The organism is Clostridium sp. JN-9 (assembly GCF_004103695.1).
Taxonomy (GTDB): Bacteria; Bacillota; Clostridia; order Clostridiales; family Clostridiaceae; genus JN-9.
Window position 1 is genome coordinate 1 of the sequence record NZ_CP035280.1, and the last position, 15,342, is coordinate 15,342.

Genomic DNA, 15,342 nt, shown 5'->3' on the forward strand with positions numbered 1-15,342 from the left:
ATGAACACCCAACTTAATGAATTGTGGGAAAAAGCACTAAACATAATAAAAGGTGAACTTACAGAAGTAAGCTTTAATACTTGGATAAAAAGTATTTCTCCATTAGATATGGATAATTCTAATATAAAGCTAGGAGTACCAAATGATTTCACAAAAGATATATTAAGCAATAATTACAAAGATTTAATAATAAACGCCATAAAATTAATTACTTCAAAAAAATATAATATAACTTTTTTTGTTTTATCAGAAGAGTCAATTGACGAATATAAGCAAAGTCCATTAAAAAAGCAAGAATCCAGAAATAACATTATAGTTAATGATGAAATGACAACAATATTAAATCCAAAATATACCTTTGATACTTTTGTAATAGGTAATAGTAACAGATTTGCACATGCAGCTTCACTTGCTGTAGCTGAATCTCCAGCAAAAGCATATAATCCTTTATTTATATACGGTGGTGTTGGACTTGGAAAAACTCACTTAATGCACGCAATTGGACATTACATTATTCAAAATAACCCCAGAGCAAAAGTTGTTTATGTTTCTTCTGAAAAATTTACAAATGAATTAATAAATTCTATTAAAGATGATAAAAATGTTGAATTTAGAAATAAATACAGAAATGTAGATGTACTTTTAATAGATGATATTCAATTTATAGCTGGAAAAGAAAGAACTCAGGAAGAGTTTTTCCATACCTTTAATGCACTGCATGAAGCAAATAAGCAGATAATTATTTCAAGTGATAGTCCTCCAAAGGAAATTCCTACATTAGAAGATAGATTGAGATCCAGGTTTGAATGGGGATTAATTGCTGATATACAGCCACCAGATTTTGAAACAAGAATGGCAATTTTGAAGAAAAAAGCAGATGAAGAACACTTAAACATACGTAATGAAGTTTTTTCTTATATAGCAACGAAAATAAAATCAAATATAAGAGAACTAGAAGGTGCATTAATAAGAATAGTTGCTTATTCTTCATTAACTAATAAGGAAATTACTGTTGATTTAGCATCTGAGGCTTTAAGAGATATTATTTCAAATAGTCAAAATAAACAAGTTACTATAGAACTGATTCAAGATGTAGTTTCAAGCTATTACAACTTAAAAATTGACGATTTTAAATCCGCAAGAAGAACGAGAAATGTAGCCTTTCCAAGACAAATAGCTATGTATTTGAGTAGAAAACTTACTGATATGTCACTGCCGAAAATAGGAGAAGAGTTCGGAGGCAGGGATCATACAACGGTAATTCATGCATATGAAAAAATTTCTGATTGTTTAAAAAACGATGAGGCTTTGCAGAAAGTTATTAATGAACTAACAAAAAGAATTAATCAAAAATAATCAACAGCTGTTGATTATTTTTATAAAGTTTTATGTTGATAACTAAATATTTACCTTACGCAGTCTGATAATGTGGATAAGATTATTCATTTCTCTTTACTTATCCACACTTATTTTGCAAAAAAAACTTAGTTATATGAATGCTTCCAAGCGTTTTGCACAAATCCACAGCACCTACTACTATTACTACTAAAATTTATTATTATCTTATCTATCTATAAAAAACCTATGTTAATAAGGAGGTACTAAAATTATGCAATTTACATGTGAAAAATCAAATTTATTAGATGGAATATCAACTGTTCAAAAAGCAGTTACTGGTAAATCAACTATGCCTGTACTTCAAGGTATTTTAATAAAAGCTGAATCTAAAGGATTAGTTATGACTGGATCTGATATAGATTTAAGTATAGAGACAAAAGTAAAAGCTGATGTTACTACTACAGGAAGTATAGTTGTGGATTCAAGATTATTTGGAGAAATTATTAGAAAACTCCCTAATGATATTATTCAAATTCAAGTTATTGAAGATAAAAGCATTGAAATAATATGTCAGAAATCAAAGTTTTCTCTAATATATATGAATCCAGATGATTTTCCTCTATTGCCAAATATTAATGAAAACATGATTTTTTCAATTCCTCAGAAACAATTAAAAAGTATGATTAGAGGAACTATTTTCGCAACAGCTCAGGATGAAACAAGACCAATACTAACTGGTGTTCTTTTTGAAGTTAAGGATAAAAAAATAAATCTTGTGGCTTTAGATGGTTATAGATTAGCCTTAAGATCTGAATATGTAGACAGTGAAAATACAATAAATGCTGTTATTCCTGCAAAGACATTAAATGAAGTTGGCAAAATACTTGGTGATAATGATGAAAATGTAAACATCACTTTTACTCCAAATCATATTTTATTTAGTATAGGTGAAACTAAAATAATTTCAAGGCTGTTAGAAGGTGAATTTATTAAATATAATTCAATAATTCCAGAAGAATACAACTTAAAAGTAACAGCTAAAAGAAATGAATTGCTTGATTCAATAGAAAGAGCTTCACTTATGGCAAAGGAAGGAAATACTAATTTAATAAAGCTTGATATACAAGAAGAAAGCATGATAATTACATCTAATTCTCAATTGGGAATGGTACGAGAAGAAACAAATATAATTTTGCAAGGACAGACGCTTCAAATTGCATTTAATTCAAAATACCTAATAGATGTATTAAAAATAATGGAAGAGGATGAGGTTGTCTTAGAATTTTCCAGCAGCGTTGCTCCATGTATAATAAAACCAAAAGAAAATGTAAATAACATTTATCTTGTACTTCCTGTAAGACTTCAAAATAATTAAAAACTTTATATAAGTAAAAGGGAGATGTGCTCATTGAAAGAGGTAAAAATAAATACAGATATAATTAAATTAGATTCTTTCTTAAAATGGAGTGGTGCAGTGTCACAAGGATCGGAAGCTAAAATATATATTTTAAATGGTGAAGTAAAAGTTAATGGTGAAACGGAAACAAGGAGATCAAAAAAATTATCCATAGGAGATATAATTGAATTTCAGGGAGAACAATACAAAATAATTTAAATTTCTTATGTAAAGTATCTTATTATGATATAATTATTTATTAAGGTGTTTAAAATGTATATTAAATATTTACAACTTAGAAATTATAGAAACTACCCTGAATTATCTGTGGAGTTTAGCAAAAATACTAATGTATTCATAGGTGATAATGCACAGGGAAAAACAAATATTTTAGAGAGCATATACTATTGCAGCATAGGTAAATCACACAGAACCAATAAAGATAAAGAGTTAATAAGCTGGAACAAAAATGAGGCTTATATTCAGTCTTATATTGCCAGAGAAAGACTGGATAAAAAAATTGAAATTAAAATTTTTAAAGAGGGAAAGAAAGGAATTAATATAAACAAAATTAAAGTAAATAAAATTTCAGAACTCCTGGGAAATTTTAATGTAGTTATGTTTTCACCGGAGGATTTAAAAATAGTTAAAGAATCTCCTTCCTACAGGAGGAAGTTTCTTGATATAGAATTATGCAAATTAAGTAAAATGTATTATTATAATCTGGTTCAGTACAATAAAGTACTTGAGGAAAAAAATATTCTGCTTAAAAGATGGAATGAAAAAAACATTGCTATATTGGAAATTTATAACGAACAGCTTTCTAAATTTGGCAGCGAAGTAATTAAACAAAGAAAAAATTATATCGATAAATTAAACAGCATAGGAAAACACATCCATAAAAAAATTTCTAATGGAACAGAACAGATTGAGTTTAAATATATTACATCTGTCAAGAATATTGATGATGCTGAAAATCAACTTTTATTAAATTTTAAGAAGAATATGAGAAGAGATATAGAAAAAAGGATTTCTTCAGAAGGACCTCACAGGGACGATTTTCAGGTTCTAATTAATAATACAGATGCAAAAAGTTTTGGATCTCAGGGACAGCAGAGAACTGCTGTGTTAACTATTAAATTTGCATCTTTAGAAATTATTAAAGAAATTATAGGAGAGTATCCAGTATTGCTATTGGATGATGTATTGTCTGAATTAGATTCCAAAAGACAGGAATACATATTAAATTCAATAAAGAATATACAAACTATTATAACCTGTACTGGTATAGAAGAAATTAATAATTTATTAAGTAATAATAGTTATGTTTTTAAAGTTACAAAAGGCATTGTAGAAAAAATAGAAAATTGAAAGGAGCCTTTTTATGTTTCTACATTTAGGTGAAAGCATAGTTGTGCCGATAAAGGATATAATTGGAATTTTCGATATGGAAACATCTATGTATAGTTCAGATACCACTCAATTTTTAAGAATGGCTGAAGAAGATGGATTTGTTCAAAGAATTACTAAAGAAAAACCTAAATCATTTATTATTGCAGAAGTAGATAAAAAAAGTAAAATATTTTTTTCGCCGATATCTTCTTCTACACTAACTAAAAGATCTCAGGCTATATATTATGAACCATAAGAGGTAGGAGGATAAACATGTCTGAAGACAAGAATCAAATATATGATGAAAGTCAGATACAAGTACTAGAGGGTTTAGAGGCTGTAAGAAAAAGACCAGGTATGTACATAGGAAGTACTAGTATAAGAGGACTTCATCACTTGGTATATGAAATAGTAGATAATAGCATCGATGAAGCTATGGGGGGATTTTGTAATCATATCGAGATAATTATTCAAAATGATAATTCAGTAATTGTAAAGGATAATGGAAGAGGTATGCCTGTAGGTATGCATCCAAAGATGCATTTACCAACAGTTGAAGTAATAATGACAGTACTTCATGCTGGAGGAAAATTCGGAGGCAGTGGATATAAAGTTTCCGGAGGACTACATGGTGTTGGAGCATCTGTAGTAAATGCTCTATCAGAAACATGTGAAGTAAGAGTAAAAAGAGAAGGACATATATGGAGACAAACATACAAAAGAGGAAAAGCAGTTACAGGTCTTGATATTATTGGAGATACTGATGAACAAGGAACATATACATACTTTAAACCTGACAATGAAATTTTTGAAGATATAAATTTTGATTATGATACATTAGCTCAAAGGCTTAGAGAATTAGCTTTTTTAAATAAAGGAGTAAAAATATCTATGTCTGATGAAAGAAACGGAAAAAAAGAAGTCTTTCATTATGAAGGAGGTATAAAATCATTTGTTGCTTACTTAAACAGAAATAAAGAAGTAATTCAGGCAGAACCAATATATGTTGAAGGCAGGAAAGAGGATTATTCTGTTGAAGTTGCATTGCAGTATAATGATGGATATGTAGAGAACATTTTTTCATTTGCAAATAATATAGATACTGTTGAAGGAGGTACACATTTAGCAGGATTAAAAAGTGCATTAACAAGAGTATTTAATGATTATGCAAGAAAATTTGGTTTTTTAAAAGAAAATGATAAGAACTTTTCAGGAGAAGATATTAGAGAAGGATTAACAGCCGTTATTTCGGTAAAACTTATAGATCCACAATTTGAAGGTCAAACAAAAACTAAATTGGGTAACAGTGAAGTTAGAGGTATTGTTGATAATATTGTTGGGGAGGGAATTAGAAACTTTTTAGAAGAAAACCCTCAGACAGGAAAAACAATAATAGAAAAATCATTAACTGCTTCAAGAGCAAGAGAAGCTGCAAGAAAAGCAAGAGAATTAACCAGAAGAAAATCAGTTTTAGAAAGTACATCTCTCCCAGGAAAGCTTTCAGACTGTTCATCCAGAGATCCAAAAGAATGTGAAATTTATCTTGTAGAAGGAGATTCTGCAGGAGGTTCAGCAAAGCAGGGAAGGGATAGAAGATTTCAGGCAATTTTACCTTTAAGAGGTAAGATTATGAATGTTGAAAAACAGAGGCTGGATAAAATATTAAACTCTGAGGAAATCAGAGCAATGATTACTGCTTTCGGAGCAGGGATTGGTGCAGATTTTGACGTTTCAAAGATAAGGTATGATAGGATAATATTAATGACTGATGCAGATGTTGATGGAGCACATATAAGAACGCTTATTTTAACTTTCTTTTACAGATACATGAAAGAATTAGTTGAAAAAGGTCATGTTTATATAGCACAGCCACCACTTTATAAAGTATCTAAGTCTAAGAAGGAATATTATGCTTATAGCGACAAGGAATTAGATAAAGTGCTTCAATTAGTAGGAGGAAAAGATAATAGTACAAATATTCAAAGATATAAAGGTCTTGGTGAAATGGATGCCACACAACTTTGGGATACAACAATGAATCCAGAAAAAAGAACATTACTTCAGGTTACAGTGGAGGATGCAATAGCAGCTGATGAAATATTCACAATACTTATGGGTGACAAGGTAGAACCAAGAAGAGAATTTATAATGGAAAATGGAAACAAGGTTATAAACTTAGATATTTAGCAATGAAGAGGTGTGATGCATGGAAAATGGAAAGATATTACCAGCGGAGATAAGTCACGAAATAAAAAAATGTTATATAGACTATGCTATGAGTGTTATAGTTGGCCGTGCGCTACCAGATGTAAGAGACGGTTTAAAACCAGTTCATAGAAGAATTTTATATTCTATGCATGAATTGGGCCTAACTCCTGAAAAAGGATATAGAAAATGCGCAAGAATAGTCGGAGATGTTTTAGGAAAATACCATCCACATGGTGATACAGCAGTTTATGAAGCATTAGTCAGAATGGCACAGGATTTTTCACAAAGATATACACTAGTAGATGGTCACGGAAACTTTGGTTCTGTTGATGGCGATAGCGCGGCTGCCATGAGATATACAGAAGCAAAAATGAGTAAAATAGCACTAGAACTTTTAAGAGATATAAATAAAAATACTGTAGATTTTGTTCCTAATTTTGACGGAGAAGAGCAGGAACCTTCTGTTCTTCCTTCCAGATTTCCCAATTTATTAGTAAATGGCTCAGCTGGTATAGCAGTTGGTATGGCAACTAATATACCACCTCATAACTTAAATGAAGTTATAAATGGAATAATAAAGTTAATGGAAAATCCAGATATAACTATACCTGAGCTGATGCTTGAAATTAAGGGACCAGATTTTCCAACAGCAGGTATAATACTTGGAACCTCTGGTATAAGAGAAGCATATGAAACTGGAAGAGGAAAAGTAATTGTCAGATCAAAAACAGAAATAGAAGAGGAAAATGGAAGGCATAGGATAATAGTTACAGAGCTTCCTTATCAGGTTAATAAGGCAAAACTCATAGAAAACATGGCTGAATTAGTTAAAGAAAAGAAAATTGAAGGAATTTCTGATATCAGAGATGAATCTGATAGAGAAGGAATGCGTATTGTTATAGAAATTAAACGTGATGGTAATGCTAATGTAATTTTAAACCAATTATTTAAGCATACAAAAATGCAGGATACATTTGGTATCATAATGCTGGCTCTTGTAAATAATGAGCCAAAAGTGTTGAATTTAAAGGAAATACTGGTTAATTATCTTGATTTCCAGAAGGAAGTTATAAGAAGGAGAACAAGATTTGATTTAGATAAGGCACTGGCAAGAGCTCATATTTTGGAAGGATTAAAGATAGCACTTGATCATATAGATGAGGTTATAAAGCTTATAAGAGCATCTAAAACTGGAGAAGAAGCAAAAAATGGATTAATGGCACAATTTAATCTTTCTGAAAAACAATCTCAAGCTATATTAGACATGAGATTACAGAGATTAACAGGTTTAGAAAGAGAAAAAATAGAAAATGAATATGACGAATTAATGAAAACAATAAATTATTTGAAGGAAGTTCTTGAAAAAGAAGAATTAGTTTTAAAAATAATAAAAGATGAACTAACTGAAATTAAGAACAAATATGGCGATGAGAGAAGAACAAGCATTGAAAGAAATAGTAATGAAATAAATATTGAGGATCTGATTCAGGAGCAAAGTGTTGTTATAACATTAACTCATTCAGGTTATATAAAAAGAGTGAGTGCAGATACTTATTCAGCTCAAAGAAGGGGCGGAAAGGGTATTCAGGCAACGGCCACAAAGGAAGATGACTTTGTGGAGAATATTTTTATTACTTCAACACACAGCAATATTTTATTCTTTACAAATATGGGAAGAGTATATCGTTTAAAGGGTTATGAAGTACCAGAAGCTGGAAGAACAGCTAAGGGAACTAATATTGTTAACTTACTTCCACTATTGACATCTGAAAAAATTCAAGCTGTTATTACACTTAAAGAATTTGAAGATAGAAATTATCTAGTGATGGGTACTAAAAAAGGTTTAATAAAGAAAACTTCTTTAAAACAATTTGCTAATATTAGAAGGAGTGGTTTAATTGCTATTACATTAAGAGAAAATGATGAATTAATAGCTGTGAGAATGACTACTGGAGAAAGTGAAGTTTTAATGTTCACACAGGATGGTTATGCAATTAGATTTAATGAAAAAGATGTTAGACCTATGGGAAGGACAGCAGCAGGTGTTAAGGCAATAACACTTAGAGATAAAGATGTTGCTTTGTCAATGGATATAGCAGCTAAAGAGAATGATGTATTAGTTGTAAGTGAAAATGGATTTGGTAAAAGAACACCAATTGATGAATATACACCTCATAGAAGAGGGGGAAAAGGTATAATCACATATAAAATCACTGAAAAGACAGGTAAAATTGTTGGTGCCAGAGTAGTAAAAGATGATGATGAGCTAATGCTTATTAATACTTCTAATGTAGCCATCAGATTAAATATATCAGGTATTTCAACAACCAGCAGAAATGCAATGGGAGTTACCCTTATGAGGACAGTGGAAGATGAAAAGGTAGTTGCTATTGCTAAAATAGACAGCAGTTATATTGAAGATAGCAAAGAAACTGAAGAAATTGAAGAAACTAAAGAAACTAAAGAAACTGAAGATACTAATGAGAATAAATAAGTTATAAGTTACATTTAAAGCCAGGATGAAATTAAATTATCCTGGCTTTTTTTATATAATAATATATATTTTATTATACATTCATATTAAGTTTAATAACAACCTGACCAAGTGTATCAATATATGTAAACTTAAGATAAAATGAGAAGTACTATGGATAGTAAGTTTAATGGCTGTAAATAAGAAAATATTGAAATACAACTGATATATATTTTGGTACAATACTCTTTGTCGCTGCAAGATAGTAAAGCAGCAGCAAATTAGTTGATTATATGCAGCACTTTAATGAGTTTATATTATTTGAAGTTATTAAGAAAAATAATATTGACAACACATCATTTAAGTGATAACATATAAAAGTATCAAAAATTCATTTTGATCTTTGAAAATTAAACAGAGAAGATAACAGGTAAAAACTTGTTAAATAAACCAGCAATTCTTTTATAGAGTATAAAGTAATGAGCAATCAAACTTTTAAATTGAGAGTTTGATCCTGGCTCAGGACGAACGCTGGCGGCGTGCTTAACACATGCAAGTCGAGCGATGAAGTCCCTTCGGGGACGGATTAGCGGCGGACGGGTGAGTAACACGTGGGCAACCTGCCTCAAAGAGGGGGATAGCCTCCCGAAAGGGAGATTAATACCGCATAACATTAGAGCATCACATGATGTTCTAATCAAAGGAGTAATCCGCTTTGAGATGGGCCCGCGGCGCATTAGCTAGTTGGTGAGGTAACGGCTCACCAAGGCAACGATGCGTAGCCGACCTGAGAGGGTGATCGGCCACATTGGAACTGAGACACGGTCCAGACTCCTACGGGAGGCAGCAGTGGGGAATATTGCACAATGGGGGAAACCCTGATGCAGCAACGCCGCGTGAGTGATGAAGGTCTTCGGATTGTAAAGCTCTGTCTTTTGGGACGATAATGACGGTACCAAAGGAGGAAGCCACGGCTAACTACGTGCCAGCAGCCGCGGTAATACGTAGGTGGCAAGCGTTGTCCGGATTTACTGGGCGTAAAGGGTGCGTAGGCGGATGTTTAAGTGAGATGTGAAATACCCGGGCTTAACTTGGGTACTGCATTTCAAACTGGATATCTAGAGTGCAGGAGAGGAGAATGGAATTCCTAGTGTAGCGGTGAAATGCGTAGAGATTAGGAAGAACACCAGTGGCGAAGGCGATTCTCTGGACTGTAACTGACGCTGAGGCACGAAAGCGTGGGTAGCAAACAGGATTAGATACCCTGGTAGTCCACGCCGTAAACGATGAATACTAGGTGTAGGAGGTATCGACCCCTTCTGTGCCGCAGTTAACACAATAAGTATTCCGCCTGGGGAGTACGATCGCAAGATTAAAACTCAAAGGAATTGACGGGGGCCCGCACAAGCAGCGGAGCATGTGGTTTAATTCGAAGCAACGCGAAGAACCTTACCTGGACTTGACATCCCCTGAATAACCTAGAGATAGGCGAAGCCCTTCGGGGCAGGGAGACAGGTGGTGCATGGTTGTCGTCAGCTCGTGTCGTGAGATGTTAGGTTAAGTCCTGCAACGAGCGCAACCCTTATCATTAGTTGCTACCATTAAGTTGAGCACTCTAGTGAGACTGCCCGGGTTAACCGGGAGGAAGGTGGGGATGACGTCAAATCATCATGCCCCTTATGTCCAGGGCAACACACGTGCTACAATGGTGGGTACAGAGAGATGCAATACCGCGAGGTTGAGCCAAACTCTAAAACCCATCCCAGTTCGGATTGTAGGCTGAAACTCGCCTACATGAAGCTGGAGTTGCTAGTAATCGCGAATCATAATGTCGCGGTGAATACGTTCCCGGGCCTTGTACACACCGCCCGTCACACCATGAGAGCTGGTAACACCCGAAGTCCGTGAGATAACCGTAAGGAGTCAGCGGCCGAAGGTGGGATTAGTAATTGGGGTGAAGTCGTAACAAGGTAGCCGTAGGAGAACCTGCGGCTGGATCACCTCCTTTCTAAGGAGTCGACATGTAAGGATAACTTACGTGAAAGCTTGGTTTATTTCTCTGTTTAATTTTGAGAGATCAAAAAACCTAAACGGTTTTTGATTAATCTCTTTTGTTCTTTGAAAATTGCACAGTATAAAAAAGTTTACATTAAAGTTAAGGTATACAAAAATACCTTTGTATTAAGATTACTTTATTTAAAGGAAAATTGATAGAAGCGAGCAATACAAGGAAGCAACTGAGCGAGGAGCGGAGTTTACTCAAGGTAAATGAGCACCGCAGTGAAGGCAGCTGACGCAGTAGTGCGAAGCTTATAGAGATTTTAAAGGTCAAGCTACAAAGGGCGCATGGTGAATGCCTTGGCACCAGTAGGCGAAGAAGGACGCGATAAGCTGCGATAAGCTTCGGGTAGGCGCAAATAGCCTGTGATCCGGAGATTTCCAAATGGGGAAACCCACATACCTAACGGTATGTACTATAAACTGAATTCATAGGTTTATAGGGCTATACCCGGGGAACTGAAACATCTAAGTACCCGGAGGAAGAGAAAGAAAAATCGATTTTCTGAGTAGCGGCGAGCGAAAGGGAAAGAGCCCAAACCAGGAACTTGTTCCTGGGGTTGTGGATAGATCATTATGTGAGACATCATTTAACTGAAGGTTCTGGAAAGGACCACCGCAGAAGGTAACAGTCCTGTAGGTGAAAAAGGAAGTCTTAAAGATCTATTCCAGAGTACCACGAGACACGTGAAACCTTGTGGGAAGCAGGGAGGACCACCTCCCAAGGCTAAATACTAACTGGTGACCGATAGTGAAGAAGTACCGTGAGGGAAAGGTGAAAAGAACCCCGGAAGGGGAGTGAAATAGAATCTGAAACCGTGTGCCTACAACCGGTCATAGCACTTTAACGTGTGATGACGTGCTTTTTGTAGAACGAGCCAGCGAGTTACGGTATGTAGCAAGGTTAAGTACTTAAGGTACGGAGCCGAAGGGAAACCGAGTCTGAATAGGGCGACTAGTTGCATGCTGTAGACCCGAAACCGGGTGACCTATCCATGGACAGGTTGAAGCGGAAGTAAAATTCCGTGGAGGACCGAACCACATTGGTGTTGAAAAATCATGGGATGAGCTGTGGATAGCGGAGAAATTCCAATCGAACTCGGAGATAGCTGGTTCTCCTCGAAATAGCTTTAGGGCTAGCGTTGAGAATGAGTAGTGGAGGTAGAGCACTGAATGGGCTAGGGGCTGACAACAGTTACTGAACCCTATCAAACTCCGAATGCCATATACTTGAATCTCAGCAGTCAGACTACGAGTGATAAGATCCGTGGTCAAAAGGGAAACAGCCCAGATCATCAGCTAAGGTCCCAAAGTGTAAGTTAAGTGGAAAAGGATGTGGGATTTCTAAGACAACTAGGATGTTGGCTTAGAAGCAGCCACTCATTTAAAGAGTGCGTAATAGCTCACTAGTCGAGAGGTCCTGCGCCGAAGATGTCCGGGGCTAAAACTTACCACCGAAGCTATGGATGTACACTACGTGTACGTGGTAGAGGAGCTTCCTGTATGGGCTGAAGTCGTACCGAAAGGAGCGGTGGACTGTACAGGAGTGAGTATGCTGGCATAAGTAGCGAGAAATAAGTGAGAATCTTATTGGTCGAAAACCTAAGGTTTCCTGAGGAAGGTTCGTCCGCTCAGGGTTAGTCGGGACCTAAGCCGAGGCCGAAAGGCGTAGGTGATGGACAATCGGTTGATATTCCGATACCGCCAACTGACGTTATTACAAATGGGATGACGCAGGAGGATAGGATGTGCGCACTATTGGATGTGCGTCTAAGCACTTAGTCAGGTCAGACAGGCAAATCCGTCTGATCAATGATGAGGTGTCATGGGGAGCGAAATTATCGTCGCGAAGTATCCGATTCCACGCTGCCGAGAAAAGTCTCTATGGAGGAAGTTGGTGCCCGTACCGCAAACCGACACAGGTAGGTGAGGAGAGAATCCTAAGACCATCGGAAGAATTGTTGTCAAGGAACTCGGCAAATTGACCCCGTAACTTCGGGAGAAGGGGTGCCTGCCTCACGGCAGGCCGCAGAGAATAGGCCCAAGCAACTGTTTAGCAAAAACACAGGTCTCTGCTAAAGCGAAAGCTGAAGTATAGGGGCTGACGCCTGCCCGGTGCTGGAAGGTTAAGGGGATCCGTTAACGTAAGTGAAGCGGTGAACTTAAGCCCCAGTAAACGGCGGCCGTAACTATAACGGTCCTAAGGTAGCGAAATTCCTTGTCGGGTAAGTTCCGACCCGCACGAATGGCGTAATGACTTGGGCACTGTCTCGACAACAAATCCGGCGAAATTGTAGTGCAAGTGAAGATGCTTGCTACCCGCGATTGGACGGAAAGACCCCGTAGAGCTTTACTGTAGCTTAGCATTGAGTTTCGGTATTGTCTGTACAGGATAGGTGGGAGACTGCGAAGCAGGGGCGTCAGCTTCTGTGGAGTCACCCTTGGGATACCACCCTGACAGTACTGAGATTCTAACCGGTGGCCATGAAACTGGTCACGGGACATTGTTAGGTGGGCAGTTTGACTGGGGCGGTCGCCTCCTAAAATGTAACGGAGGCGCCCAAAAGTTCCCTCAGTGCGGTTGGAAATCGCGCGAAGAGTGCAAAGGCAGAAGGGAGCTTGACTGCGACACATACAAGTGGAGCAGGGACGAAAGTCGGGCTTAGTGATCCGGTGGTTCCTCGTGGGAGGGCCATCGCTCAACGGATAAAAGCTACCTCGGGGATAACAGGCTGATCTCCCCCAAGAGTCCACATCGACGGGGAGGTTTGGCACCTCGATGTCGGCTCGTCGCATCCTGGGGCTGAAGTAGGTCCCAAGGGTTGGGCTGTTCGCCCATTAAAGCGGCACGCGAGCTGGGTTCAGAACGTCGTGAGACAGTTCGGTCCCTATCCGTCGCGGGCGTAGGAAATTTGAGAGGAGCTGTCCTTAGTACGAGAGGACCGGGATGGACTGACCTCTGGTGTACCAGTTGTTCCGCCAGGAGCATGGCTGGGTAGCTATGTCGGGACGGGATAAACGCTGAAAGCATCTAAGCGTGAAACCCACCTCAAGATTAGATTTCCCATAGCGTAAGCTAGTAAGACCCCTAGAAGAACACTAGGTTGATAGGTTAGAGGTGTAAGCATGGCAACATGTTCAGCTGACTAATACTAATAGGTCGAGGGCTTGACCAAATAATTATACTGTGCAATTTTGAAAGAACAAGATTTTAATTTTTGTTCTTTAATATAGATCTGGTGATAATGGCGTTAAGGTAACACCCGTTCCCATTCCGAACACGAAGGTTAAGCTTCATTGCGCCCATGGTACTGCAGGGGAGGCTCTGTGGGAGAGTAGGTAGTTGCCAGGTGAACAATTGGATCTTTAGCTCAGTTGGTTAGAGCAACCGGCTCATAACCGGTTGGTCCGGGGTTCGAGTCCCTGAAGGTCCACCATATGGGGGATTAGCTCAGCTGGGAGAGCACCTGCCTTGCACGCAGGGGGTCAAGGGTTCGAATCCCTTATTCTCCACCAAAAAAAATCATCTAATAATAGATGATTTTTTTTTATATATAAATATACGGTAAAGCTTATACTAATTCTTTATTTTTTAAATATTTATATCTAAAATAAAATGTAAATGATGATAAAATTCTTAATATGCCTACTATTAGCAAAGCAATATATATGTTAGTAATATTTTTTATCTTCATACCTATAATTGGAGCAAAAATGAGAGTAATATTAGTAAGAACAGTGTATGCAGCAATATAAATGGTTCTGTTTTCATCTGGGGCTGTTTCATATAAGTTATTAGATAACAATAATAATGTACCGGCTGTAGCCGAACCAGTTACTACGGTAAAAGCTGCAACTTGAAACATGCTTTTTGAGATAATATAAAAGAATGGGCAGCATGCCATAAAAAGAGCAGCATAAAAAATGGCTAAATTATTACCCTTTTTTTCAGAGAATTTCTGCCAAAGAACATATGCAATTGCCTGTGCTATATTCTATCTAACTTGTGTTTAGTAAATGAAAATACTTCTAATAATGAAAGAATAAAGGCTATTGCAAAGAAAATTTGATACAAATGAATTCTCTGAGTGTTATTTTTAGGTATATAAAAAAGAAGATTACCTGTGATAAAATTATACTTTATAAATAATCCAGTACCTAAAAATACGGCTAATATGCAAAACACTGCCGGATAAGAGTTTAGTAATGCAATATCAGTATCGTTTGCATTAAGTCTTTTAGCATAAAGTCCAGCAAATGGAACTACTAAATTTATACTAAAGGCTTGTAAAATTCCATTAATATTATTGACAGAAAGATTATATTCTAAATTTGTTTTAGATTTATTAAAGATAAGCATCACCTCTTTAGTAAAAATTATACATATAATTAATATATTAAACTAAAATTATTAAAAAATCAAAGAATATGCACCATAAAAAATTAAGGAATATTTAGTTTACAAAATTTTAATATA

General features: G+C 36.2%; 9 protein-coding genes, 2 tRNA genes and 3 rRNA genes. 12 read left to right on the forward strand and 2 right to left on the reverse strand.

What is annotated here, in order from left to right:
• From dnaA to EQM05_RS00060, 12 genes are all read left to right on the forward strand, one after another.
• Complete coding sequence (gene dnaA, locus EQM05_RS00005) at nt 1–1,356, forward strand: chromosomal replication initiator protein DnaA (RefSeq protein WP_128747844.1); 1,356 nt, start codon at nt 1–3, stop codon at nt 1,354–1,356.
• A gap of 253 nt (nt 1,357–1,609) precedes the next feature.
• Nucleotides 1,610–2,713: a DNA polymerase III subunit beta gene (gene dnaN, locus EQM05_RS00010; RefSeq protein ID WP_128747845.1), complete on the forward strand. Its 1,104-nt coding sequence runs from the start codon at nt 1,610–1,612 to the stop codon at nt 2,711–2,713.
• A 33-nt stretch (nt 2,714–2,746) separates the two neighbouring features.
• The gene (gene yaaA, locus EQM05_RS00015; RefSeq protein WP_128747846.1) at nt 2,747–2,953 is read left to right on the forward strand and encodes a S4 domain-containing protein YaaA; all 207 of its coding nucleotides are present in this window, start codon (nt 2,747–2,749) and stop codon (nt 2,951–2,953) included.
• A 54-nt stretch (nt 2,954–3,007) separates the two neighbouring features.
• Nucleotides 3,008–4,105 carry a DNA replication/repair protein RecF gene (recF, locus tag EQM05_RS00020; RefSeq protein ID WP_128747847.1) on the forward strand — a complete coding sequence of 366 codons (1,098 nt, stop codon included), beginning with the start codon at nt 3,008–3,010 and terminating at the stop codon, nt 4,103–4,105.
• A gap of 13 nt (nt 4,106–4,118) precedes the next feature.
• A complete protein-coding gene (locus EQM05_RS00025) occupies nt 4,119–4,382 on the forward strand; it encodes an extracellular matrix/biofilm biosynthesis regulator RemA family protein (protein ID WP_128747848.1) in 264 nt (87 codons plus the stop codon).
• Nucleotides 4,383–4,399: 17 nt separating this feature from the next.
• On the forward strand, nt 4,400–6,313 hold the full coding sequence (gene gyrB / locus EQM05_RS00030; protein WP_128747849.1) for a DNA topoisomerase (ATP-hydrolyzing) subunit B: 1,914 nt from the start codon (nt 4,400–4,402) through the stop codon (nt 6,311–6,313).
• Nucleotides 6,314–6,332: 19 nt separating this feature from the next.
• Nucleotides 6,333–8,828: a DNA gyrase subunit A gene (gene gyrA, locus EQM05_RS00035; RefSeq protein ID WP_128747850.1), complete on the forward strand. Its 2,496-nt coding sequence runs from the start codon at nt 6,333–6,335 to the stop codon at nt 8,826–8,828.
• Between the two features lie 475 nt (nt 8,829–9,303).
• Nucleotides 9,304–10,815: ribosomal RNA gene (locus EQM05_RS00040) — 16S ribosomal RNA — on the forward strand.
• A 318-nt stretch (nt 10,816–11,133) separates the two neighbouring features.
• Nucleotides 11,134–14,041, forward strand: a 23S ribosomal RNA gene (locus tag EQM05_RS00045).
• Nucleotides 14,042–14,100: 59 nt separating this feature from the next.
• A 5S ribosomal RNA gene (rrf, locus tag EQM05_RS00050) occupies nt 14,101–14,217 on the forward strand.
• The 16S, 23S and 5S rRNA genes sit together here with 2 tRNA genes alongside, the layout of an rRNA operon.
• 8 nt (nt 14,218–14,225) lie before the next feature.
• A tRNA-Ile gene (locus EQM05_RS00055) sits at nt 14,226–14,302 on the forward strand.
• Nucleotides 14,303–14,305: 3 nt separating this feature from the next.
• Nucleotides 14,306–14,381 (forward strand) — tRNA-Ala (locus EQM05_RS00060).
• Nucleotides 14,382–14,437: 56 nt separating this feature from the next.
• Here the strand turns inward: EQM05_RS00060 and EQM05_RS00065 are convergent.
• Nucleotides 14,438–14,857, reverse strand: a complete 420-nt coding sequence (locus EQM05_RS00065; protein ID WP_128747851.1) for an MFS transporter — start codon at nt 14,855–14,857, stop codon at nt 14,438–14,440.
• Nucleotides 14,854–15,225 (reverse strand): hypothetical protein, encoded by a 372-nt coding sequence (locus EQM05_RS00070; protein WP_128747852.1) that lies wholly within the window; start codon nt 15,223–15,225, stop codon nt 14,854–14,856. Before EQM05_RS00070 ends, EQM05_RS00065 begins: the two co-directional genes overlap by 4 nt.
• Nucleotides 15,226–15,342 lie beyond the last annotated feature (117 nt).